The organism is Arcobacter cryaerophilus gv. crypticus (assembly GCF_002993025.1).
In the GTDB taxonomy this organism is placed as follows: domain Bacteria; phylum Campylobacterota; class Campylobacteria; order Campylobacterales; family Arcobacteraceae; genus Aliarcobacter; species Aliarcobacter cryaerophilus_B.
In genome coordinates this window covers 1-22,567 of sequence record NZ_NXGI01000005.1, presented here as the reverse complement: position 1 = coordinate 22,567, position 22,567 = coordinate 1, and the positions used below count along the sequence as shown (strand labels likewise).

At 28.3% G+C, this 22,567-nt stretch carries 19 protein-coding genes and 1 pseudogene; 11 read left to right on the top strand and 9 right to left on the bottom strand.

Annotation, left to right across the window (positions count from 1 at the left end; genetic code table 11):
• The 5 genes from moaA to CJ670_RS03425 all read left to right on the top strand — a co-directional run bounded on the left by moaA (nt 1) and on the right by CJ670_RS03425 (nt 3,357).
• Entirely contained in the window at nt 1-972 is a 972-nt protein-coding gene (gene moaA, locus CJ670_RS03445; RefSeq protein ID WP_105938857.1) for a GTP 3',8-cyclase MoaA, read from the top strand.
• A 102-nt stretch (nt 973-1,074) separates the two neighbouring features.
• Nucleotides 1,075-1,347 carry a 30S ribosomal protein S15 gene (rpsO, locus tag CJ670_RS03440; protein ID WP_105911549.1) on the top strand — a complete coding sequence of 91 codons (273 nt, stop codon included), beginning with the start codon at nt 1,075-1,077 and terminating at the stop codon, nt 1,345-1,347.
• Between the two features lie 119 nt (nt 1,348-1,466).
• A complete protein-coding gene (locus CJ670_RS03435) occupies nt 1,467-1,871 on the top strand; it encodes an RrF2 family transcriptional regulator (RefSeq protein WP_105911548.1) in 405 nt (134 codons plus the stop codon).
• Nucleotides 1,864-2,907, top strand: a complete 1,044-nt coding sequence (locus CJ670_RS03430; RefSeq protein WP_228154194.1) for a DHH family phosphoesterase — start codon at nt 1,864-1,866, stop codon at nt 2,905-2,907. The genes CJ670_RS03435 and CJ670_RS03430 overlap by 8 nt, the downstream gene beginning before the upstream one ends.
• Nucleotides 2,908-2,916: 9 nt before the next feature.
• A complete protein-coding gene (locus CJ670_RS03425) occupies nt 2,917-3,357 on the top strand; it encodes a CoA-binding protein (protein ID WP_105911547.1) in 441 nt (146 codons plus the stop codon).
• 41 nt (nt 3,358-3,398) lie between these two features.
• Here the strand turns inward: CJ670_RS03425 and CJ670_RS03420 are convergent, their stop codons facing one another.
• Both CJ670_RS03420 and CJ670_RS11110 read right to left on the bottom strand, forming a co-directional pair.
• The gene (locus tag CJ670_RS03420; protein WP_105938856.1) at nt 3,399-3,794 is read right to left on the bottom strand and encodes a PAS domain-containing protein; all 396 of its coding nucleotides are present in this window, start codon (nt 3,792-3,794) and stop codon (nt 3,399-3,401) included.
• 12 nt (nt 3,795-3,806) lie between these two features.
• Nucleotides 3,807-4,562: pseudogene (locus tag CJ670_RS11110) on the bottom strand (methyl-accepting chemotaxis protein); the annotation flags it as partial.
• A gap of 658 nt (nt 4,563-5,220) precedes the next feature.
• On the opposite strand from CJ670_RS11110, the gene CJ670_RS03410 reads away from it, so the two are divergent.
• Nucleotides 5,221-6,222, top strand: coding sequence for a DUF438 domain-containing protein (locus tag CJ670_RS03410; RefSeq protein ID WP_105938855.1), 1,002 nt, complete (start codon nt 5,221-5,223; stop codon nt 6,220-6,222).
• Nucleotides 6,223-6,261: 39 nt separating this feature from the next.
• Here the strand turns inward: CJ670_RS03410 and CJ670_RS03405 are convergent, their stop codons facing one another.
• The 6 genes from CJ670_RS03405 to CJ670_RS03380 all read right to left on the bottom strand — a co-directional run bounded on the left by CJ670_RS03405 (nt 6,262) and on the right by CJ670_RS03380 (nt 14,796).
• Nucleotides 6,262-7,098, bottom strand: a complete 837-nt coding sequence (locus CJ670_RS03405; protein WP_105911543.1) for a DUF5718 family protein — start codon at nt 7,096-7,098, stop codon at nt 6,262-6,264.
• 154 nt (nt 7,099-7,252) lie between these two features.
• Nucleotides 7,253-8,752, bottom strand: a complete 1,500-nt coding sequence (locus tag CJ670_RS03400) for a fumarate hydratase (protein WP_105938854.1) — start codon at nt 8,750-8,752, stop codon at nt 7,253-7,255.
• 164 nt (nt 8,753-8,916) lie between these two features.
• A complete protein-coding gene (locus CJ670_RS03395; RefSeq protein ID WP_105938853.1) occupies nt 8,917-9,900 on the bottom strand; it encodes an HpcH/HpaI aldolase/citrate lyase family protein in 984 nt (327 codons plus the stop codon).
• A 141-nt stretch (nt 9,901-10,041) separates the two neighbouring features.
• A complete protein-coding gene (locus CJ670_RS03390) occupies nt 10,042-11,112 on the bottom strand; it encodes a MaoC family dehydratase (protein WP_207763606.1) in 1,071 nt (356 codons plus the stop codon).
• Between the two features lie 9 nt (nt 11,113-11,121).
• Entirely contained in the window at nt 11,122-13,644 is a 2,523-nt protein-coding gene (locus CJ670_RS03385; RefSeq protein ID WP_105938852.1) for an aldolase/citrate lyase family protein, read from the bottom strand.
• Nucleotides 13,645-13,662: 18 nt separating this feature from the next.
• Nucleotides 13,663-14,796, bottom strand: coding sequence for an HpcH/HpaI aldolase/citrate lyase family protein (locus CJ670_RS03380; RefSeq protein ID WP_207763605.1), 1,134 nt, complete (start codon nt 14,794-14,796; stop codon nt 13,663-13,665).
• Nucleotides 14,797-15,102: 306 nt separating this feature from the next.
• On the opposite strand from CJ670_RS03380, the gene CJ670_RS03375 reads away from it, so the two are divergent.
• Both CJ670_RS03375 and CJ670_RS03370 read left to right on the top strand, forming a co-directional pair.
• Complete coding sequence (locus CJ670_RS03375) at nt 15,103-17,262, top strand: McrB family protein (RefSeq protein ID WP_105938851.1); 2,160 nt, start codon at nt 15,103-15,105, stop codon at nt 17,260-17,262.
• Between the two features lie 2 nt (nt 17,263-17,264).
• Nucleotides 17,265-18,497 (top strand): McrC family protein, encoded by a 1,233-nt coding sequence (locus tag CJ670_RS03370; protein WP_105938850.1) that lies wholly within the window; start codon nt 17,265-17,267, stop codon nt 18,495-18,497.
• Nucleotides 18,498-18,500: 3 nt separating this feature from the next.
• Here the strand turns inward: CJ670_RS03370 and bioD are convergent, their stop codons facing one another.
• A complete protein-coding gene (bioD, locus tag CJ670_RS03365) occupies nt 18,501-19,145 on the bottom strand; it encodes a dethiobiotin synthase (protein ID WP_105938849.1) in 645 nt (214 codons plus the stop codon).
• An 85-nt stretch (nt 19,146-19,230) separates the two neighbouring features.
• Between bioD and CJ670_RS03360 the strand changes: the two genes are divergently transcribed.
• The 3 genes from CJ670_RS03360 to CJ670_RS03350 all read left to right on the top strand — a co-directional run bounded on the left by CJ670_RS03360 (nt 19,231) and on the right by CJ670_RS03350 (nt 22,272).
• Entirely contained in the window at nt 19,231-19,530 is a 300-nt protein-coding gene (locus CJ670_RS03360; protein WP_105911536.1) for an ATP-dependent Clp protease adaptor ClpS, read from the top strand.
• Between the two features lie 2 nt (nt 19,531-19,532).
• A complete protein-coding gene (gene clpA / locus CJ670_RS03355) occupies nt 19,533-21,749 on the top strand; it encodes an ATP-dependent Clp protease ATP-binding subunit ClpA (protein ID WP_105938848.1) in 2,217 nt (738 codons plus the stop codon).
• 61 nt (nt 21,750-21,810) lie between these two features.
• On the top strand, nt 21,811-22,272 hold the full coding sequence (locus CJ670_RS03350; RefSeq protein WP_105938847.1) for a c-type cytochrome: 462 nt from the start codon (nt 21,811-21,813) through the stop codon (nt 22,270-22,272).
• The last annotated feature ends 295 nt before the right edge of the window (nt 22,273-22,567 follow it).

Below are 22,567 nucleotides of genomic sequence, written 5' to 3'. Positions count from 1 at the left end.
ATGTTAATTGATGGATTTGGAAGAAAACACGACTATTTGAGAGTTTCAGTAACTGAAAGATGTAATTTTAGGTGTCATTATTGTATGCCTGAAAAACCTTTTTCTTGGGTTCCTAAAGAGAATTTATTATCTTATGAAGATCTGTTTAAGTTTATAAAAATAGGTATTGATGAAGGTATAAAAAAAGTTAGAATTACTGGAGGTGAACCACTTTTAAGAGATAATCTGGATTATTTTATAAAACTAATAAGTGATTATAAAAATGACATAGATTTGGCTCTTACAACAAATGGTTTTTTACTTCCTCAAATGGCACAAAAATTAAAAGATGCTGGACTTAAAAGAATAAATATCTCTCTTGACACATTAAATCAAGAAAGAGCAATGAAAATAGCTCAAAAAGATGTTTTACCTACTGTTTTAGAAGGAATTAATAAAGCAAAAGATGTTGGACTTAAAATAAAAATAAATTGTGTTCCACTAAAAAATATAAATGATATTGATATTTTGGATGTTTTAGAATTTTGTAAAAAAGAGGATTTTCCTGTAAGGTATATTGAGTTTATGGAAAATAGTTTTGCAAAAAATGGTGCAAAAGGATTAAAAGCTGATGAGGTTTTGGAAATTATTTCAAAAAAATATAAAAATATAAAAAAAGTTCCAAGAGATAACAGCTCACCAGCTCAATATTATGAGTTAGAAGATGGATATGAGTTTGGAATTATAGAACCACACAAAGATGATTTTTGCGCTTCTTGTAATCGTATAAGATTAACAGCTGAAGGGTTTTTAATTCCTTGTTTATATTTTGAAGATGCTCTTAGTATAAAAGATGCGATAAAAAATAATAAAATTGATGAAGCAACTCTTATACTTAAAAAAGTACTTGAAAATAAACCAGAAAAAAATAAATGGTCAAATAAAGATGATAATAAAGTATCAAGTAGAGCTTTTTATGAGACAGGCGGATAATAAAAATTATGACTTTAAAGTAAACATAAAGCAAACTTTATATAGAATTCGCGCCTATTTTAAATAGAACAAAAAAATAAATATACCTATTAGGAGGTCACAATGGCTTTAGATCAGGAAGTAAAAGCAAGTATTATAGCAAAATATGGAAGAAAAGACGGAGATACAGGTTCAGCTGAGGTTCAAATCGCAATATTAAGTGAGCAAATTAAAATTTTAACAGAACACTTAAAAGTATTTAAAAAAGATCACTCTTCAAGATTAGGTCTTTTAAAAATGGTTGGAAAAAGAAAAAAACTTTTATCATACTTAAAAAAATCAGACTATACAAGATTTACATCTGTAGTTGCAAGCTTAGGAATTAGAGCTAAATAATTTTAGACTTTAAGTTTTAAAAAGGGATTATGGTTTTTCCATAATCCCTTTTTTTATGGAAACTTAAAATTAATAAGAACTTTTGTACAATATAAATAAAATATTATATTGGATAAAAAATGTTATTAACAAAAAAGAGTGAATATGCATTACTATCTTTGATATCTATATCAAAGCAGAAAGAACCTATAAATGTGGATATTCTATCAAAAGAGTTACAAATTTCAAAATCATTTTTAGCAAAAATTATGCAAAATCTAGCAAAAGCAAATTTAGTAGTATCACACAGGGGTGTAAATGGTGGTTTTGTTTTAAATAGACCAATAGACGAGCTTACAATTTTAGAAATTGTTGTTGCTGCTGAAGAGAAAAATCCTATGGTTTTTGAATGTTCAGATGCAATAAGTTCTTGCCCAAATAATAAAGCAAAGATTTGTACTATTTGGCCACTTTTAAATAATCTACAATTCAAAGTAAATGACCTTTTAGCAAAATTAACATTGAAAGATATTGAACATGAATAATATAAGACTTTTTCATATTTCTCACACAGATTTAGATGGATTTTCTTGTCAATTTTTGACAAATGAGGTATTTTCTAAAAAACATTTTTACAATGCAAACTATGGTTTAGAAGTAAAACAAGCTCTAAAACAAGTTATTACAGAAATTAAAGATTACCAAGATGAAAAATTACTACTTCTAATAAGTGATTTAAACTTAAACCAACAAGAAAGTGAAGAGCTTGATAAAGAGATAAAATCTTTAAAGAATAGTGGTTATGATATAACTTTACAACTTTTGGATCATCATATAACTGGAAAATCAAGTGCTGCAAAATATGATTGGTATTTTTTAGATGATAAAAGATGTGCTACAAAAATAGTTTTTGACTATCTTTTAAAAGAGTTTAAAGCACCTTTAAATGAGTATAAAGAGTGGGTTGATACTGTAAATGCTGTAGATATTTGGCTTGAAAAAGAAGAAGAAAATTTCGAATTTGGAAAAGTTTTAATGTCAATGGTTACAAAAGCAAGAGAGATAAACTCTATACTTTTTAACTCTATTGATAGAGATTTTAAATTTTATTTACTAAAAAATTCTATAGGATTTTTATCTCTTGCTAATGCTCCTATTGTTTTGGACAATAGTGTGCACTTTTTGAAAAAAGAGTTTTTAAAAGATGGATTTGACGATACTTTGGATAACTTAAGTGCAAAGTATTTAGTTAAATCACTAGATAAAATAAAAGATGATTTAACAATATATTATAATGGTCAAAAAGGTCTTATGACATATTGTCTTGGAGCAATTTCAATTCCTGCAAATAGCTTTTTAAGGGCAAATAGTGATTATGATTTCTTTATAGATATAAGCAGAAAAGGAAATGCCTCTTTTAGAGCAGATGGTAAACTTGATGTTTCACAACTAGCTTCAAAATTAGGAAATGGCGGTGGACATGTAAATGCAAGTGGTTGTAAATTTGATGATTTTATAGATACTACAAACTTGCAAGAAGTAAGAGCTTATATTCAAAATAAGCTAAATAATCTAAAATAAGGAGAAAAAATGGAGTGTGAATTTCCAACAGTAAATTCAAATAAAGATGAGATAAAAGCAATTTTTGAAGAGACAAAAACTATTGCAATAGTAGGACTCTCTCCTGATAAAGAAAAAGCTTCTTATAGAGTTGCGCAGTATTTGAAAAATGCTGGTTTTAAAATAGTTCCAATTTATCCAAAAGAGGATGAGATTTTGGGTGAAAAAGTTTATAGAAGTTTGGCTGAAATACCTTTTGATATTGATATTGTAGATATTTTTAGAAAACCAGATGCTATAGCAAAAGTTGTAGATGAAGTTTTAGTTTTAAAAAATGAGAAAAATATAAAAACTGTTTGGTTTCAATTAGGACTTTCAAACAACGAAGCTGCGCAAAAAGCTCTTGAAAATGGATTAAAAGTTGTACAAAATAAGTGTACTAAAATAGAGCATAATTTAATTTATCAGTAGGCTAATTAGAAGTTTTAAAACTTCTAATTACTCTTTTTAGTTTATCTTTCATCTCTTCTCATCTCTTCATATAATTTTTCAGTTTTTTCTATCTCTTTACTTGAAGGTTTTCTTCTGCAAGATAGATATCCTTTTGAACCATCACAACTTTCAAATGGATAAACAGTTGCAAAAACCCAATAATATCCGCCATCTTTTGTTGCATTTTTTACATACCCAGTCCAAATTTCACCTTTTTTAACAGTGTCCCATAAAGATTTAAATGCTGCTTTTGGCATATCTTTATGTCGAACCATATTATGTGGTTTTCCAAGCATTTCAGCAAGAGAATATCCTGCAATATTACAAAAATCTTCATTTGCAAATCTTATTATTCCTTTTTCATCCGTTTCACTTACTAAAAATGCATTTTTATCTAGTACTGTTTCTTTTGCCATTTTATTTTCCTCTTAGTTAAACTTTTTACTTTTTGCATCTGTTAATAATTCATGAGCTAATAGCGATACACTTTGAGCTATCTCTTTTATTTGATTTGATTCAAATGCATTTTCTTGTGTAACTCTATCTAGCATATTTACAGCTTGATTTATTTGCTCAATTCCAAGCATCTGCTCTTTTGATGCTCCTGATACATCTTCAATTATATGTATAGTTTCAGATATATTTTTATTTAGTTCTTTATATCCTTCTATCATATCAGATGAGATTAATTTTCCATTATTTGCTTTTATTGTTGCTTCTTCTACTAGATTTTTTATCTCTTTTGCAGCTTCGGCACTTCTTGTTGCTAGATTTCTCACCTCTTGAGCAACTACTGCAAATCCTTTTCCAGCTTCTCCTGCAGTTGCTGCTTCAACAGCAGCATTTAATGAAAGAATATTTGTTTGAAATGCAATTTGATCAATTACTGTAATTGCACTATTTATAGCTTTTACTTTTTCATTAATTTCATCCATAGATAGAGTTGTTTTTGAAGCCAACTCTTCACCTGTTTGAACAGATTTTTTTACAATTTGTCCCAAACTAGCCATTTTAGTAGCATTTTGAGTGTTATTTCTAGTAATACTTGTAATTTCCTCAAGTGCAGCAGCTGTCTCTTCTAAAGATGCTGCTTGTTCATTTGCTTTTTCTGCAAGATTATTCATAGAATTTGTCATATTTGAAGAACTCTCTTGTAAAGTCTCTCCATTTTCAAAATTATTCTTTGCACCATTTCCTAAAGTTTTCCCAAGTAAATTTATACTTTCCATAAGTAGCTTCATATCATCTTTATAATTATCAACAACTTTTATGCTATCGGTAAAATCATCACTCTTATAACTATCTACAACTCTTAAAATTCTTGAAGTAGCATCATCAATACTACTTAGCATTTTGTTTAAAGTATTTCTTAAAGTTGAAATTGTTGGATTTTCACTATTACCTTTAATTCTACATTTATAAATACCTTGTTCAACTTTGTCAGCAGTTAATACAATCTCTCCTAGAACTTTCATATCATCTTTAGCTCTTTTGTCAAAACTTTTTATTTGCTGATTCCATTTTTTAAACATTTCATCAACTTTTTTATTACCTGTTGATTCTATATATTCAAACTCACTTTTTTCATAAGATAAAAATTCAATTAACTGTTGAAAATATTTATCAATATTTTTTAAATCCTTATTTGATACTAATCCAAACATATATACACCTTTTTGATTTATATTGTAATTATAATTTAGTAGAAATATTTTTGTAGTTTAAAAATGTTATTTCATAGATATAAATTTATAAGAAAAGTTATTTACTCTTGACTAAAATCATTATCATCAAATTTTAAATAGGATAAACTTTATCCTATATTTATAAAAGGAAATTAAGATGTTAAGTGATTTATCAAATAATATTGAAATATTTAAAAAAGGTCATCCAGTAAGAGTATATTTAGAAGAAAATATATTAATAAAAGAGCTATTTTCTGAACTTTTCAATACAGATCTACAAAAAGATTACCAAAAATTTTATAATATTTTTAATCAAATTTGTGAAGTAGAAAAGCACTTTGCAAGAAAAGAGAACCAGCTTTTCCCTTATCTTGAAAAATATGGTTGGACTGGTCCTTCTCAAGGAATGTGGTCTTTTCATGATGATATTAGAGCAATAATAAAAGATGCAAGAGCTAGTATTGAAGCAAAAGATTTTGACTTAATAATAGAAAAATGTACAAATTTATATAACAATTTGGTTCATTTAATAAATGTAGAAGAAAATAGGCTTCTTCCAAATGCTTTGCAACTATTAAAAGAGGAAGATTGGGAAGAGTTTTATGAAGGAGATAGCGAAATTGGTTGGATGTTTACAACTGCTCCTTCTAGATTTCCAGAGATTCTAAATAAAGATATAAAAGATGTAGAGCCAGAGTATATTCACCCAAGTATGGATAAGAAAAGAAGAGAATTGCCATTTTCTCTTGAGGGACGAACTCATTATGATGAAGGTTATTTAACACCTGAACAAGTAAATTTTATATTTAAGTTCTTACCTGTAGATATTACTTATGTAGATGAAAATGATAGAGTAGTTTTTTATAATCGTGGGGATGATAGAGTTTTTCCAAGAAGTGCTGGAATAATTGGAAGAGAGGTTAAATTTTGTCACCCTCCAAAAAGTGTAGATCAGGTTCTAAAAATTCTTGAAGAGTTTAAAGCAGGGCGTCAAGATATTGCTGATTTTTGGATTACATTTAAAGAAAAATTTGTGCATATAAGATATTTTGCCGTAAGAGATGAACAAAAAAATTATAAAGGTGTTATAGAAATGTCGCAAGATGTTACAGATATAAGAGCATTACAAGGTGAGAAACGACTTTTAGATTGGGAGTAGCAGATTTTAAAATCTGCTATTTATTATTTAGAATAAAATCTATTTTACAATTTGGTGTAGCTTTGAACATTGTCCTAAATATATATCCATTCCACACATATCATTCATAATATCTTGAAAACTATGAGCGTGAGCATTGTAAACATATACAAAAATTTCATCACCTTTTTTTAAGAAGTTTTTCTTTCCAAAATCTGTATATGCTGTTGCACCTGCTGCTATTAAAATACCTTTTGAATTGTGAGCATATTTTAAAAACTGTCCTAACTCTTCAAGTGGTCCACAATCTTCTTGACAATTTAAAATATCAATCATCCAATCTTTTAGCTTTTCAAAAAAATAACTATATGATTTAACAGCACTTGTTGTTCCATAATCGCAAACAATACCATCTCTTTTTATAAATGAAGAGATATGATATTTTCCTAAAATTCCTTTTTCACTAAAATCATCTATAGGAATAATATCTTGAGAAATACCTTTTGTTTTAGCTCCCCAGTTTTTTTTAGTGCTTAGTTTATTTCCATCTTGAATACGAATAGAGCAATCATTAAATGCTGTAAAATATTTTGGAACAATATCTATTACTTTTTCATCTTCATATACAAAATCACAAATAAGTGCAACTTCTGCTTCAACTTGAAGTTTGTCTTCTTCTCTTCCATGAGTTAATATAACTTCATCACAAATAGGATAAGTTCCTAAAAAACTATCATGACCTTTTATATAAAAAGGAAACATCCCTTTTGGTGCATCTTTCTCTTTTGTTTCAATTACAGAAAACTCATCAGCTTCTCCAGCTTCTCCTAAGTGATTTGCAAAGTTTCCAGCAACTGCAAAACCTAAATAATTTTTTAAATCTTCTATTAAATTCATAATTATAAAATCCTAACATATTTTGAACTGCAATGTTATCGAAAAAAATTGGTTTAAAAGTCAAAAATGAAATATAATTTGTTAATTTAAGAGTAATTTAAGATAGATATTTACAAAGAGCCTATATTGTTTTTGGCTCTTTGTATAATAAGGATTACTTATTAATAGTTCTCCATTTAGCAGGTCCTGTTGTATGAATAGAGTTCCCTTCTGTATCAACAGCAACAGTTACAGGCATATCTTTTACTTCAAACTCATAAATAGCTTCCATTCCAAGCTCTTCAAATGCTAAAGTTTTTGCACCCTTAATTGATTGAGCAATTAAATAAGCAGCTCCTCCCGTTGCAATTAAATAGATAGATTTGTACTCTTTTATTAAATCGATTGTTGGTTGTTTTCTTTCACCTTTTCCAATCATTCCCATAATTCCAATTTCCATCATATCTTTTGTAAATTTATCCATTCTTGTAGATGTTGTTGGTCCTGCAGGTCCTACAACTTCGCCTTTTACAGGATCAACTGGTCCAACGTAGTATATAAACTTATCTTTTAAATCAACACCATTTGGAAGAGGTTTTCCAGCATTTTTGTATTCTACTATTTTTTTATGAGCAGCATCTCGTGCTGTTAAAATTTTTCCAGATAATAAAAGTGTATCACCAGATTTAAATTGAGATAAATTCTCTTTTGTTAAATCTTCAATATTTACTCTTTTAATTGTATCCATTGGAAGTTCAATATCTGGCCAAAGGTCTAAGTCAGGTTTTTTAAATTCAGCAGGACCATTTCCATCTAATTCAAAGTGAATATGTCTAGTTGCTGCACAGTTTGGAATCATAGCAACAGGAAGTGATGCAGCATGACATGGATAATCTAAGATTTTAACATCTAAAACAGTTGTTAAACCTCCTAAACCTTGAGCTCCAATTCCTAATTTATTTATATCTTCATAAAGTTTAAGTCTTAACTCTTCAAGTGGAGTTTGAGCACCTCTTGCTTTTAGTTCATGAATATCAACGTGTCCCATTAAAGACTCTTTTGCAAGTAGCATTGATTTTTCAGGATTTCCACCAATTCCAATTCCTAAAATTCCAGGAGGACACCATCCAGCACCCATATCTTTTACATTTGACATAACCCAATCATAAATACTATCACTTGGATTTAAAACAGCAAATTTAGATTTATTTTCACTTCCTCCACCTTTTGCTGCAACTGTGATATCAAGTTTATCAGAGTTATCAACACTTACATGAATAACAGCTGGAGTGTTGTTTTTTGTATTTGTTCTTTTTCCAGCAGGATCAGCTACAACTGAGTATCTTAAAGTATTATCAGGGTCTGTATAACCTTTTGCTACACCTTCATTTAATAAATCTTCTAAATTTTTTGTAATATCTAGGTTTGCTTTTAATCCAACTTTTACAAAAATATTAACACTTCCTGTATCTTGACAAAGAGGTCTATGTCCTAAAGCACACATTTTAGAGTTAATTAAAATTTGTCCAATTGCATTTTTTGCTGCATCACTTTTTTCATTTTCATAAGCTTCAACCATACCTTTTACAAAATCCTCTGGATGATAAAAAGATATAAATTGACATGCTGAGGCAACTGAATCTATAATATCTTGTTCTGTAATTTTTTTACTCATTAATTTTTCCTTTTTTGGTTTAAATCTTTTAATTATATCAATGCACCATATAAAATTGGCTTTTACAAAACAGATTTTATATGAAATTTTTTAAAATATTAAAAATTTATGAATTAAAAAAAAGCTACCCTTAAAAAAGAGTAGCTTTTTAAATCATCAAAAAATTAGGCAAAAAATCTTTTTTCTGCTTCATCTTGTAGTTTAACACCAGAATATTTAGCTCTTTGAACTAATTCCCAGAAGTATCTGTAAGTTGCTCTATCGTGTAACTCACCATCATATTGAATTGGTCCCCACTCAGCATCTTGTGCTTTAATTAAAATATTTTGAGCAGCTTCAAGCTCTGTAAAATCAGGTTTCATAGCATCAACAATAGCTTGAACTTGTGTTGGGTAAATTGACCACATTCTCATAAATCCAAACTCATTTCTTGCTCTTTCAGCATCTTTAAATGTTTGGTATGGATTTTTTAAATCTAAAGTTACATTGTGACAAGGAATTACGCAGTTTTGAATAGCAGCTTGTGCAACTCTTGCTTTTGCCGCACCAATAAGTCTATGCTCAAATTGACCTGGGCTTCTCATATTTATTGCTGGAATTGCTCCTTGATATCCACTTACAAAGTCCATTAAACCAAAATCAAGTACTTGTAACCAAGGTAAAGTTGCAATTTTTTCAACATCTTGTAATGCACCGTGAGTCTCTATAAGTACGTGAATTGGAATCTCTCTTTTAATTCCAGCTTTTTTTGCAACAGCTTGAATATACTCAATTTGAGTCTTTGCATCTTCATAACAAGTTGATTTAGGAAGTGTTATGTATGCTAAATTTTCTCCAGCACCAGATACAAGAATATCAACATCTTGTCTCCAATCAGGATGTGAGTGGTCGTGAATTCTTGTTCCAGCCATTTTATATGGGTTTTCAGCAGAGTTTACAACTCTTACTATCATATTAGCATGCTCAACTTCTTTTCCAGTTTCAGCACCATCTTCACAATCACAAGTAATATCAAAAACAGGTCCTAGTTTTTTTTGCATTTCAAAACCTTTTAGGATTAGCTTTTCGCTTCCTGCAAAGTGTTCACAAGTTGGAATAATTGGTAAAGATTTACCAGATTCAAATAAAGCTTCTTTTGGGTGTGTCATAATATTCTCCTTAAAATTTGGTTCCCAAAAATTTTAAGGGAACCTTACATTGAATGACTACTTTTTAACGCAATTTATAAAAAATTGCTAAAAGTAGCAAAATCCTAAAGGAAGCGACGAGTCGCTTCTTTTCTCATTAACCTATTTCTTAGTAACTTTTTTCGGGATTACAACTGTGTAATCTAAATCTAAAACTACATTTGGAAGATATTTTCCATCTTCACCTTTTGCATTTTCAATCTCTTTTGGATTTTGATTTTTAAGAGCAACAGTTCTAACTCTTAAAAGTCCAATATCCTCTCTTTTATGATCAATTTTTTCCAAAATTTCACTATAAGCATAGATTGTATCTGTTGCATAAGTTGGATTACAGTGGTTTCCACTATTTATTGCATATACCCATTGGGCATTTTGTAGCCCATTAAATGAGATTGCTCTTGCCATTGATATTATAATTCCACCATACATAAGTCTTTGTTGCATTGGAGTAGATTTCATCATATGGTCGTTGAAATGAACTTTTGCATTATTTTGATATAACTTTGTTGCAAGTGTATGGTCACTATTATCTATTGTAATTCCTTCAGGATGATTAAGTCTTTCACCAACTTCATAATCTTCAAAGAAATACTCTCCACCACTAGAGTTTGTATCAACACATTTAATTGTTGGAATACTAATAGTATCTAAAATTGGAGTTGCACTAGCGAAAGTTGGAACTTCATTTATTCCACTTGTTGTGTTATGGTCTTTTTTATGAACCATTACCCATCTTTTGAAATTTAAAACTTCATTTCCATTTTGATTTACTCCAATAGAGTGAACATACACAACTCCACTTTTTCCATTTGAGTTCTCTTTTAATCCAATAACTTTTGAAGTCATTGATACAGTATCACCTATAAAAACTGGATTTGGAAAAGATATTTCAGCATATCCTAAATTTGCAATAGCATTTAAAGATATATCTTGAACAGATTTTCCAAATGTTAAATGAAACATTAAAATATCATCAATCGGTCTTTTGTCATATCCCATCTCTTTTGCTACAACATCACTTGAGTGCAAAGAAAATCTAGAACCTGTAAAAGCGATGTATAAAGATACATCACCCTCACTTATAGTTCTAGGAAGTGGATGAACTATTTTTTGACCAATACTAAAATCTTCAAAATAGTTACCAAAGTTTATTTTATTGCTAATTTTTGACAATTTTTCTCCTTATTTTCCAAATAGATTTTGACCTAAAGCTTTATAAGTTTCGTACAACTTAATCATCTTTCTAGCCCATGCAATTCTTGAAGAATCAACTAGTCTATTGTTGTGTAAAATTACCTCTTTACCTTGCTTGTTAGCCTCTTCATATTTGCTAATCATCACTTCATAATCTTCAACTTCACTTTGTTTTGGAGTGAATATATCATTTATATACTCAATTTGTATTGGATGTACAAGAGATTTTCCATCAAATCCAAGATTGAATGCATCTTTTGTAGAATCTTCACAAGCAAACTCATCTTTTACATCAAAGTGTGGACCATCTATTACTGTTTTTCCATAAGCTTTTGCTGCAAGTGCAATATGAGCTAAGTATGTAACAATAGCTTTTGAACCTCTTTTTATATCAATTTGAAGTCTATTTGCAAGTTTATTTGAACCAACAACAACGACTTCAACTTTTGGACTAGCTGCACAAATTTCTTGAATATTTAAAACAGATATAGGCGTTTCAATCATAATCATAAGAGTTAAATTTGGATTTACCTCTTCAATTAATTTAACAGCTTCTAAAACATCCTCTTTTGTATCAATTTTAGAGAATAATAATGCATCAAGCTCAATCTCACGAACTAGTTCTAAATCTTTTTTAAGATCTTCACTTCCTAGATTATTTACTCTTAAAACTCTTTCACTCTCACCAAATTTAGCTCCACCTTTTTTATAAACCTCTTTTAAAGTCTCTCTTGCTAGCTCTCTTTGGTCTTCTAATATAGCTTCCAAATCAAAAATAACAGTATCAGCTAAAACAGTTCTAGCTTTTTCTACATTGTGTTCATTGTAAGCAGGAACTAATAACATTGATCTTCTAGCTTTATACTCAACTATCTCTTCACCTTTTGTTATTGCAAAATATTGTTCGTGTAAATCTTTTACAAGTTGTTTTCTAAGAACTTTTCCATTTTTTGTTCTTGGATAATCACTTAGAGCAAAAATCTCTTTAGGAGCTTTATATTTTGCAAGATTATTTTGAGCAAATTTTAAAATTTCTTGTTCTTTTTCTTTACTCAAAGTTGAATGTCCAACAACAGCAATAGCAACAATAGTTTTCTCTTTTTCAATATCAAGACCAAAAGCAACACAATCAGCTACATCTGCGTGAGTTTTTACAACTCTTTCAATCTCATGTGGACTTACTCTAAATCCAAAAGTATTGATAATATCATCTTTTCTACCAATAAACCAAATATACCCATCTTTATCTTTTCTTGCATAATCACCTGTAAAGAAGTATCCATCATGTCTTGATTTTAAAGTCTCTTCTTCAAGTTGCCAATACTCTAAAAATAATCCTGGATCATCTTCACCTATACAAATCATTCCCTCTTCTTCAACTCCAACTTCTTCTAAAGTTTCAGGGTCTAAAAGTTTTACAATATGTCCTGGTTGTGGAAAACCTGCACTTCCTGGTCTTATAGGATTATTTTTTGAGTGAGAAATATAGTATGAACACTCACTCATACCAATAGCTTCATAAATATCTTGTTTAAATCTATCTCTCCAAAGTCCAAGCATTTCGTCACTTAAATGCTCTCCAGCACTCATACAATATCTTAAACTTGGACAATCATCAAGTTTAAAATCTGTTTTTTGAATAATTTGTCTATAGATTGTTGGAACTCCAATAAATATTGTACATTCATGTTTTTTTATTAAATTAATCCAAGTTGATGCATCATTTGCACCTTCATAAGCAATAACTGTATGACCATTATAAAGTGGATCCATAAGTGCTGAACCTAAAACATAAGTCCAGTTAAATTTCCCCGAATGCATAATTCTATCGTTTTCTTTAAAATCAAACCAAAAATCTGTTGCTGGTTTTCTTCCTATTAGTGATCTATGAGAGTGTAAAACACCTTTTGGATAACCAGTTGTCCCAGATGTATATACTAAATATGCAGGTTCACCTGATTTTGAATTATAGTGATTTGGTGTTTTGCTTGTATTATTAAATATTTGATTTAGAGCAAATATTTCAATACCTTCTGGTTTTTTAAGACCTTCAGTGCTATCAACTCCAGCAATTATTATAGTTCTTAAGTTATCAAGATTTAATAAATATGGAACCAAATTTTCATACATAGAAGCTGATAATACTATAGCTTTTGCTTGAGAATCTTCTGCAAGATATTTAACCTCACTACCACTTAAAAGTGTAGAAGTAGGAACTGCAATCATTCCACCTTTCATTACTCCAAAAAAAGATATTGGATATGCAAGTGAATTTTTAAGACAAACCAATACTCTATCTCGTGGTTTTAAACCTATTTCTTGAGTAAGAAAGTTTGAAACTTGATCTGATTTTATAGCTAACTCTTTGTATGTAACTTGATCAGTTCCTAGTTTATCATCTTCAATAATCATAGCAACATTGTTCTCTTTTGCTGTACCAACCCAAGCTGATGTACAAGCAATACCTATATTTAAAAACTCAGGTATATCTAATTTTACTGTTTGACTCATTTTAATCTCCTATAATTATTACAATTGACCATATGGCCAGTTTTCTTTAAATGTATGCAGAGGCATTTTATTTAATACTGAAAGTGCAAATAACTCATCTTCTTTTGTTAAGCTTTTTAGAGCATAAGCTCTTAAAATATTTTGTAAAGATTTACCAAACATTGGAGGATCAAGCATTTCACCTTCGTATCTAATCGCACCACTTAAAAGAGCATCAGCTTCAAGTGCTGCTTTTAAAATAGAAACATCTTTTGCAATCTCATTTGGAGATGGAGTAAATGCAACTTTACAGATATTTATATGGTTTGGAGTAATTACTTGTTTTCCAGTAAGTCCCATAGAACTCTCTCTTAAAGCATGTGAATAAACATATTTACTAGCTTCATCACCGTGTAAATCAAGCCATCTTCTAATATCTTTTTTCTCAACACAATTACTTGGTAGTGAGTGAGGTGTAAGCATTACTTCAACTCCACCAATTACACCTTTTCCTTTAATTCTAGCTTCTAAAGTTAACATATCAAAATATGTTTCAAGCTCATCAATCCAACCTTTTGGAGTGATTTTATATGCCATAGCTTTTGAAAAATCGTGAATTCCAAATACTATGTGTTTTACAGTTGAGTACTCCATTAATCTATCAGCTATTTGAAGTGATTTTGGATGCTCAACGATTGGTTGAATTGTAAGATTACTTCCAATAGAAATTAACCAAGAAGATAAATCTCTAATTTCAGCACTTCCATAAACTTCACCAGCTTTTGCTAAAACTATTACATCAATATATTGATGAATTTGTTTAAGCATTTTTAAATCCTCTTCATACTCTTCAGTTCTAAATGGATTTATTCTAATAGCTATTTGAAAATCTCTAGGGGGAAATTTTGGTAACTCTTGAATTAAAAGCTCTCTACTCATAGCTTTTTGTCTACATCCATCTTCTAAGTCAAATAAAACTGTATGTGCTCTTGTATTATAAGCGTGTTTTTGAAGTCTTAATTTCGCTTGTTCTATACTCTCATAAGAACCATCTAGCGGGTTAAACTTTATAGGGGGATAATAAATTTGAATCCCTGGCCAATAACCACCAAGAACTGGAGTTAAATCATCTTTTGCTGTAAGTTTTGATAAATCTATCGCAGAAGTCATCATATTTTCAACCTTTCTTTAAATTTCTTTTTATTTTTTAAGAAATCGTATTATTCCATAAAAAACTAATAGTGAAGTTATACATCATTTAAGATGAAATCAATTTATATCTTTTAATATAGAAAATATTTTTAAGCTTATTATAATAATTGAGATTTTATGAAAATAATAAACTCTTTGGTAGAATGTTTGGAAAATTTTAGTAATGTGGTATGTGTAAATTTTGCACATACTACTAAATATGTATCAATATAGAGTAAAATTCAGCAAAAAGATACTATTGTGAATATTTTACAATAAGGGGAGAAAATGAAAGAAATAGAGATAAAGGTTGGAGAGTTTTTACAAGAACATGCTCAAAATCTTGTAAATATGTGCAAAAAAAATTCTACTGAACTTAACAACTTACAAAATATAGAATATACAAAAACTACATTTGGTTTAAAAAATAACTATGCTTTATTTAAAAAATTGTCATCTTTTGAAAATAATATAAACAGATATTATGCAAATAATTACGATATAAATGGTGAAATATATAGACTAACTAGCCAGTTTGGTGGAAGAAATATTATTGAAGGGAAAACAGCTTCTCAATATCATGGAGAAAAAATATATGATTATTTGAATAAAAATGGTTTGCTTTTAGATAAATACAAAAATAAAAGAATTATTTTTATAGTTGGTAAAAATGGCAATGAAGAGAATAAAACATATTGGTTTGTTGGTTCAATGATAGATAATAAAGATTTTATAGATGATTTTATTGAAAATTCTTATTGGAAAAGTGGATTTGTAGATACTCCTGAAATTCAAGGAAAAATGCAAATAGGAGAAAAAATTGCTATAAAATCAACTTTTGTTCGTAAAAATAATTTACCTTTTGATAATGCTCAAAAAGATGTATCTGTTATGAGTATTAAAGCAGTTGGTACTATAAAAGAAATTATTGAAAATGGTAAAAAAATAGTAGTGAATTGGGAAAGATTAAACCCTATAAAAGAGTGGTATTTTTATACATATAGGCAAACTATTTGGGCTTTAAAATATGATGATGAGAAAAATAGGGCATTAATTGATTTTACTTTTAAAGATGAACCACAAGATATTAACTATTTTTTATCTTTACCTTATTGGAATGGAAGATATGAAAACTTAGAAAACAAAGGGAGTTTTACTTTGAAAAATCAAGCACTAAACCAAATTTTATTTGGAAGTCCAGGGACTGGAAAAACTTACAATACTATAAATAAAGCTATTGAAATTATAGAAAATAGAGTTGTAACAGATGATGAAAATAGAGAAGAGTTAAAAGCAAAATTTGAAGAGTATAAAAAAGCTGGACAAATTGAGTTTATAACATTTCATCAAAGCTTCTCTTATGAAGAGTTTGTGGAAGGGATTAAAGCAGAAACAAAAGATGATAATATTACTTATGAAGTTCAAGCAGGAATTTTTAAAAAATTATCAAAAAAAGCTTTACAAAATTTTAATCAATCAAAAGAAAATTCTATAAATAAAAAAGAGTTTGAAACAGTTTTTAAAGAGTTGGTTTTAGATAAATTAATAGATGATGAAAAACTTGAAATAAAAATGAAAAAGAGTAGTTTTTTTATTAAAGAAGTAGATGAAAATAAGATTAGCTTTGATAAAGCAGGTGGTGAATCACAACATGTTTTACTGATTAAAAATTTAAAAACTATGTATGAAACGGAAGAAAATAAAATTATTATTGGTGGATTATCACAATATTATAATCCTTTGTTGGATTATTTATTAAAAAATAGTGAGATAAAAAATAAAGATAAAGAACCACTAAAAAACTACATTTTAATAATAGATGAAATAAATAGAGGAAATATTTCTAAAATCTTTGGAGAACTTATAACTTTAATTGAACCATCAAAAAGAGTAGGGGCAGATGAAGAGATTAAATTAAAACTTCCATATAGTGCAGATGATTTTGGAGTACCTTTAAATTTATACATAATTGGCACTATGAACACAGCTGATAGAAGTATCGCTTTAATGGATACAGCACTTAGAAGAAGATTTCATTTTGAGGAGATGATGCCAAATTCTAGTTTGCTTGAAAACTTAGTAATTGATGGAATAAAAATAGATAATCTTCTTGAAACTATAAATAAAAGAGTAGAGTATTTATACGATAGAGACCACACTATTGGACATGCTTATTTTATGAGTTTACAAAATTTAGAAAGCGAAGAAGATAAAAAAGCAGAACTTGAAAATATCTTTAGAAATAAAATCATTCCACTTTTACAAGAGTATTTTTATGATGATTGGGAGAAAGTAAGATTGGTTTTAGGTGATGGTTTTGTAGAAAAAACAGAAGTAAAATCAGATATTTTTGATGAAAATGTAAGAAAAGATAGTGAATATCTAGAAGAAGAGAAATTTATTTATAACATAAAAAAAGAGTTTGATTTTTCTAAATTTAAAGATTAAAAATGAAAAAAGAGTTGATTTTAAAAGAGTTTGAATATCTTCAATACAAAGATGATACAAAAGATAATTTTATAAAAAAAGAGATTTTTGACTCTTTAGAAAAATTTGTATTAGAAAATGAAAAAACAGCACAATATTTAAAAATAACTACAAAAAAAGGTTTTGGAAAAGTTTTACAAGCTCAAAATTATGTAGGATTAATTCAAACAAAAGATGGAACTACAATAGAGATTTTGCCAAAAATTAAAAATGTAACAAAAGAAAAATCAAAAGAGATTTTAATAAAAATGTTAAAAACTATAAAAAACTCTCCATTTAAAAATTTTAGTGTTGCAAATTTAAAATCATCAAAAATGCCACTTCTTGAAATTTTTATCTCAATGTTTTTAGAGGAATTGGCCGCATTAGTTCGAAATGGAATAAAAAGTGATTATATAAGTAAAGAAGAGAATCTAAAATTTCTAAAAGGAAAACTAAAAATTTCAGAACAAATAAAATATAACACTATTCATAAAGAGAGATTTTTTGTTCAATACGAAGAATTTATGAGCAATAGAGTTGAAAATAGGCTTATTAAAACAACTCTTCAATATTTATATAAAAAATCAAAGATAAATAAAAATCAACAAAGAATTCGAGAGTTTTTATTTGTTTTTGATGATATAAAAGTTTCTCACAATATAAAATCAGATTTTTCAAATATAAAGTTAAATAGACAAATGAAAGATTATGAGCAAGTTCTTTTATGGTGTAAAACTTTTTTGCTTGAAAATTCATTTTCTCCATATAAGGGAGATAATGTAGCTTTTGCACTTTTATTTGATATGAATTTACTTTTTGAGAGTTATGTATATGATTATTTAAAACGAAATTTAAATTTTAATGATATTACAGCACAAGACAAAACACATCACTTAGCTTATGAAAATGGTATTGGAAGATTTAGATTAAAACCTGATATTGTAATAAATGGTGGGAAAATAATAGCAGATACAAAATGGAAGATTTTAAGTGAAGAAAAATCTTACAATGGAGTTTCTCAAGATGATATGTATCAGCTTTATGCTTATGGTACAAAATATGAAAATTGTGAAAAAATGTATCTAATTTATCCTTTTGATGAATTATTTATAAAAAATTCATACAACTATTTTAAAGATAAAGAGCTAAAGCTAGATATTTTATTTTTTGATGTAGATAAAAAAGAGTTTGTAGAAAAAAATATAGAGACCTAAGCTCTATATTTTATAATCTTGTAAAAACTTCAACTCACCAAAATAATCTTTTAAAAACGGTTTTGAAATCTCTTCAAAACTATCTTTATCTTCATACAAATTTATAAAAAAATCAAAATCTATTTGTCTATTTTTCAAGGCTTCAATTGAGAGTAAAGTATCATTTATACTTCCTAGTTTTGAAGAAGTTATTAAAAAAGTTTTAACTCTTAACTCTTTTATAAAATCAATCATAAAAAAATCTTTTTTAATAGGTACAAATAATCCACCAGCTCCTTCAACTATCAAAACATCACAAAAAGTTTGTAAATACTCTTTTTTTTCTATCAAAAAATCAATATCTAAAAAAGTGTTTCCTTTTGCAACATAAGGAGAAGCAGGAAGAGTAAATTGATAAGGCACAATATCATTTATGGTAAGTTTTAAAAAATTAGGATTTAACTTTTTTACAAGTTCAAACATTTTCATACCATCAAGCGGAGAGTTGTTTAAAACTCCTGTTTCAATAGGTTTAAAATATCCAACTTTTAAACCCTGTTTTGCAAAATATTTTAAAAAAACTTCGCTAGCAAATGTTTTACCTACATTTGTATTTGTTGCTGTTATAAATATTGTTTTTCCTATATAATCTTGATGGTTAATCTTCATAATAATCTCTTTTTCGTTATAATTTCAAGCTTTTTAAAAAGCGATATTAACATATTAAAATATGGTTTACAATTAAGGGTTTTAAGTGAGTAATGAGATAGAAATTGAATTAAACGAAGATTTAGAAGTAGAAGAGCCAAAGAAGTACAATGTTTTTTTATTAAATGATGACTATTCTACTATGGATTTTGTAATAGATGTTTTAGTAAAAGTATTTAGAAAAAATCAAAATGAAGCAGAAGCAATAATGCTAGAAGTTCACAACAACCAAAAAGGTCTTTGTGGAGTTTATAGCTTTGAAATTGCCTCTACAAAAGTTGCACAAGTAAAAACTTTAGCACGAGAAAAAGGGTTTCCCTTAAAAGCCACAATGGAAGAAGATTAAAAATGATAAGTAAAGATTTAAGGCATGTTTTTGCACAAGCAATAAACTATGCAAAAGCAAATAAACACGAATATTTGACACTAGAGCATATTTTTTTAATGCTAATCAACAATTCAACAATAGAAAATATGTTTTTTGATTTAGGTGTTGATACAAAGATTTTATTTGATGATTTAAAAACATATATAGACGCAAATACCCCAAAATTCCCAGATGATATAAAAGATGATCCAATAGAAACAATAGCTTTATCTTCAACTATCGAATATATGGTAGCACATACTCAAAGTAGTGGAAAAACAAAAGCAAATATTGAAGATATGTTTGTAGCAATTTTAAAAGATGAAAAAGCATACTCTACATATTTATTAAAAAAATTGGGCATTCAAAGAGTTGATATTCTTGAAGAGATTTCTCACAAAATAGATGATGAAAACTTTGAGCAAAAAGATGAACAAAGTGATAAAAATGAAAAAATCTTAGAGCAAAATTCAACTGAGCTTGTAAGTATTGCAAAAAAATCAAAAATAGATCCAGTTATTGGAAGAGATAAAGAGCTAGAAAGAGTCATTGAGATTTTAGGAAGAAGAAAGAAAAACAATCCACTTTTAGTAGGAGAGCCTGGAGTTGGAAAAACAGCAATTGCTGAAGGTTTAGCTTTAAAAATAGCAAACAATGAAATACCAGATTTTTTAAAAGATTCAAAAATATTCTCTCTTGATATGGGTTCTATGTTAGCTGGAACAAAATATAGAGGAGATTTTGAAAAAAAACTCAAATCACTTTTAAAAGAGATATCAAAAATCCCAAAAGCAATACTATTTATAGATGAGATTCATACAATTGTAGGAGCTGGAAGTGTTGGCGGAAGTGCTATGGATGCTTCAAATATATTAAAACCACTTTTGGCAAATGGTAGTATAAAATGTATAGGAGCTACAACTTTTTCGGAGTTTAGAAATGATTTTACAAAAGATAAAGCTCTTAGTAGAAGATTTGCAAAAGTTGATATAGATGAACCAAGTATTGAAGACTCTATTTTGATTTTAGAAGGCTTAAAATCAAAATATGAAGAGTTTCATGGTATTAAATATTCAAAAAGTGCAATTATAAGTGCAGTTGAACTTAGTAAAAAATATATTCAAGATAGGTTTTTACCAGATTGTGCAATAGATGTAATAGATGAGGTAGGAGCTAGTAAAAAAATTGAGTTATCAAAAACTTTAAAAACAAAAAATGATTCCAATATAACAATAACTTCAAAAGATGTAGAAGATGTTGTCTCAAAAATGGCTCATGTTCCAGCAAGAAGTGCTACAAAATCAGATTTATCTCTACTTAAAAACTTAGAAAAAAATATGCAAAAAAGAGTTTTTGGACAAGATAAGGCTATAAATTCAATAGTTCAAGCAATAAAAATCAACAAAGCAGGACTAGGACTTGATAAAAAACCAATAGGAAGTTTTCTTTTTACAGGACCAACAGGAGTTGGAAAAACAGAAGTTGCAAAGGAATTGGCACTTCAAATGGGGATTCATTTTGAAAGATTTGATATGAGTGAATATATGGAAGCTCATGCAGTTTCAAGACTAATTGGAGCACCAGCTGGTTATGTTGGTTTTGAGCAAGGTGGACTTTTAACTGAAGCTATTAGAAAACATCCTCACACAGTTTTACTTTTAGATGAGATTGAAAAGGCACATCCAGATTTGATGTCAATTTTGCTTCAAGTTATGGACAATGCAGAATTAACAGATAATAGTGGAAATAAAGCAGATTTTCAAAATGTTGTTTTAATAATGACTTCAAATTTAGGGGTATCAGAAGCAAATGTTATGGGATTTGCAAAAAATGAAAAACTAAATGAAGGAAAAGCTATAAATAAATTTTTCGCGCCAGAGTTTAGAAATAGACTTGATTGTGTTGTTAGTTTTGATAGTTTAAGTATAGATATTGTTTCAAAAGTTGCAGGTAAGTTTATAGAGGATTTAGAAAAACAGCTTGAAAACAAGAAAATAGAAATAGAAATTAGTAAAAAAGCAAAAGATGAGTTAGCAAAACTTGGTTACGATAAAACAATGGGAGCAAGACCTCTAAATAGGGTAATTTCTGAAAAGATAAAAAAACCTTTAACAGATGAGATTTTATTTGGAAAACTTAAAAAAGGTGGAGTAGTTAAAATTGATTTCAAAGATGATTTTGTTTTTATTTATGAATAACACAATTATTTTACAATCAATTTGATACAATTCCAAAAAAATATTTAGAAAAAGGGATAAAATGAAAAAAGGTATTGCAATTGTAGCAACTTCGCTATTACTATTTGTTGGTTGTACAGAAGAGAAAAAAGAGACACAAGAACAAACAGCACCAAAGCAAGAAATTACTCAAAATGTTGAAGAAAAAGCTAAAGAAGTTAAAACAGAAGTAAAAGTTGAAGAAAAACAAGTAGAAGTAAAAATTGAAGAGCCAAAACAAGTAAATGAAACTGCTTTAATTGAGTTAAATGGAGAAGCTTTATTTAAAACATGTGCATCGTGCCACGGTTTAAAAGGTGAAAAAGAGGCTTTAGGGAAATCTCAAGTAATTACAGGTTGGGATAAGAATAGAGTAATAAAAGCTTTAAATGGTTATAAAGATGGAAGTTATGGTGGAGTTATGAAGAATCTTATGAAACCTCATGTTGAAACAAAAACTCCAGAACAAATTGAAGTTTTAGCAGATTATATTTCAAAACTTTAAATAAATTTGGACTTTTGTCCAAATTTATTGTCAATATTAATTAAACCAAACATATATTTCTTTTATAAACCCCTAAAATACGACTTTTATAAACTAAAAAACCCAATAAAACTACAAATTCCAAAATTTAACCAAACTTTAAGCGGCACCTCTTGACAAATAGAAAAAAAGGCACTATAATTCCCGTCCAATTTGACCACAGGGTTGAGATTGAGTTCTTTAAAATATGTATGAAGTTTAAGAAGTAATCTTTGTAAACTAAATATAATGATTGTTAAAAGTAAAAAAAATGAAA

Excerpts from the sequence above, each read along its gene's own strand:
- moaA (WP_105938857.1), top strand. The coding sequence starts at position 1 with ATGTTAATTGATGGATTTGGAAGAAAACACGACTATTTGAGAGTTTCA.
- rpsO (WP_105911549.1), top strand. The coding sequence starts at position 1,075 with ATGGCTTTAGATCAGGAAGTAAAAGCAAGTATTATAGCAAAATATGGA.
- CJ670_RS03435 (WP_105911548.1), top strand. The coding sequence starts at position 1,467 with ATGTTATTAACAAAAAAGAGTGAATATGCATTACTATCTTTGATATCT.
- CJ670_RS03430 (WP_228154194.1), top strand. The coding sequence starts at position 1,864 with ATGAATAATATAAGACTTTTTCATATTTCTCACACAGATTTAGATGGA.
- CJ670_RS03425 (WP_105911547.1), top strand. The coding sequence starts at position 2,917 with ATGGAGTGTGAATTTCCAACAGTAAATTCAAATAAAGATGAGATAAAA.
- CJ670_RS03420 (WP_105938856.1), bottom strand. The coding sequence starts at position 3,794 with ATGGCAAAAGAAACAGTACTAGATAAAAATGCATTTTTAGTAAGTGAA.
- CJ670_RS03410 (WP_105938855.1), top strand. The coding sequence starts at position 5,221 with ATGTTAAGTGATTTATCAAATAATATTGAAATATTTAAAAAAGGTCAT.
- CJ670_RS03405 (WP_105911543.1), bottom strand. The coding sequence starts at position 7,098 with ATGAATTTAATAGAAGATTTAAAAAATTATTTAGGTTTTGCAGTTGCT.
- CJ670_RS03400 (WP_105938854.1), bottom strand. The coding sequence starts at position 8,752 with ATGAGTAAAAAAATTACAGAACAAGATATTATAGATTCAGTTGCCTCA.
- CJ670_RS03395 (WP_105938853.1), bottom strand. The coding sequence starts at position 9,900 with ATGACACACCCAAAAGAAGCTTTATTTGAATCTGGTAAATCTTTACCA.
- CJ670_RS03385 (WP_105938852.1), bottom strand. The coding sequence starts at position 13,644 with ATGAGTCAAACAGTAAAATTAGATATACCTGAGTTTTTAAATATAGGT.
- CJ670_RS03380 (WP_207763605.1), bottom strand. The coding sequence starts at position 14,796 with ATGATGACTTCTGCGATAGATTTATCAAAACTTACAGCAAAAGATGAT.
- CJ670_RS03375 (WP_105938851.1), top strand. The coding sequence starts at position 15,103 with ATGAAAGAAATAGAGATAAAGGTTGGAGAGTTTTTACAAGAACATGCT.
- CJ670_RS03370 (WP_105938850.1), top strand. The coding sequence starts at position 17,265 with ATGAAAAAAGAGTTGATTTTAAAAGAGTTTGAATATCTTCAATACAAA.
- bioD (WP_105938849.1), bottom strand. The coding sequence starts at position 19,145 with ATGAAGATTAACCATCAAGATTATATAGGAAAAACAATATTTATAACA.
- clpA (WP_105938848.1), top strand. The coding sequence starts at position 19,533 with ATGATAAGTAAAGATTTAAGGCATGTTTTTGCACAAGCAATAAACTAT.
- CJ670_RS03350 (WP_105938847.1), top strand. The coding sequence starts at position 21,811 with ATGAAAAAAGGTATTGCAATTGTAGCAACTTCGCTATTACTATTTGTT.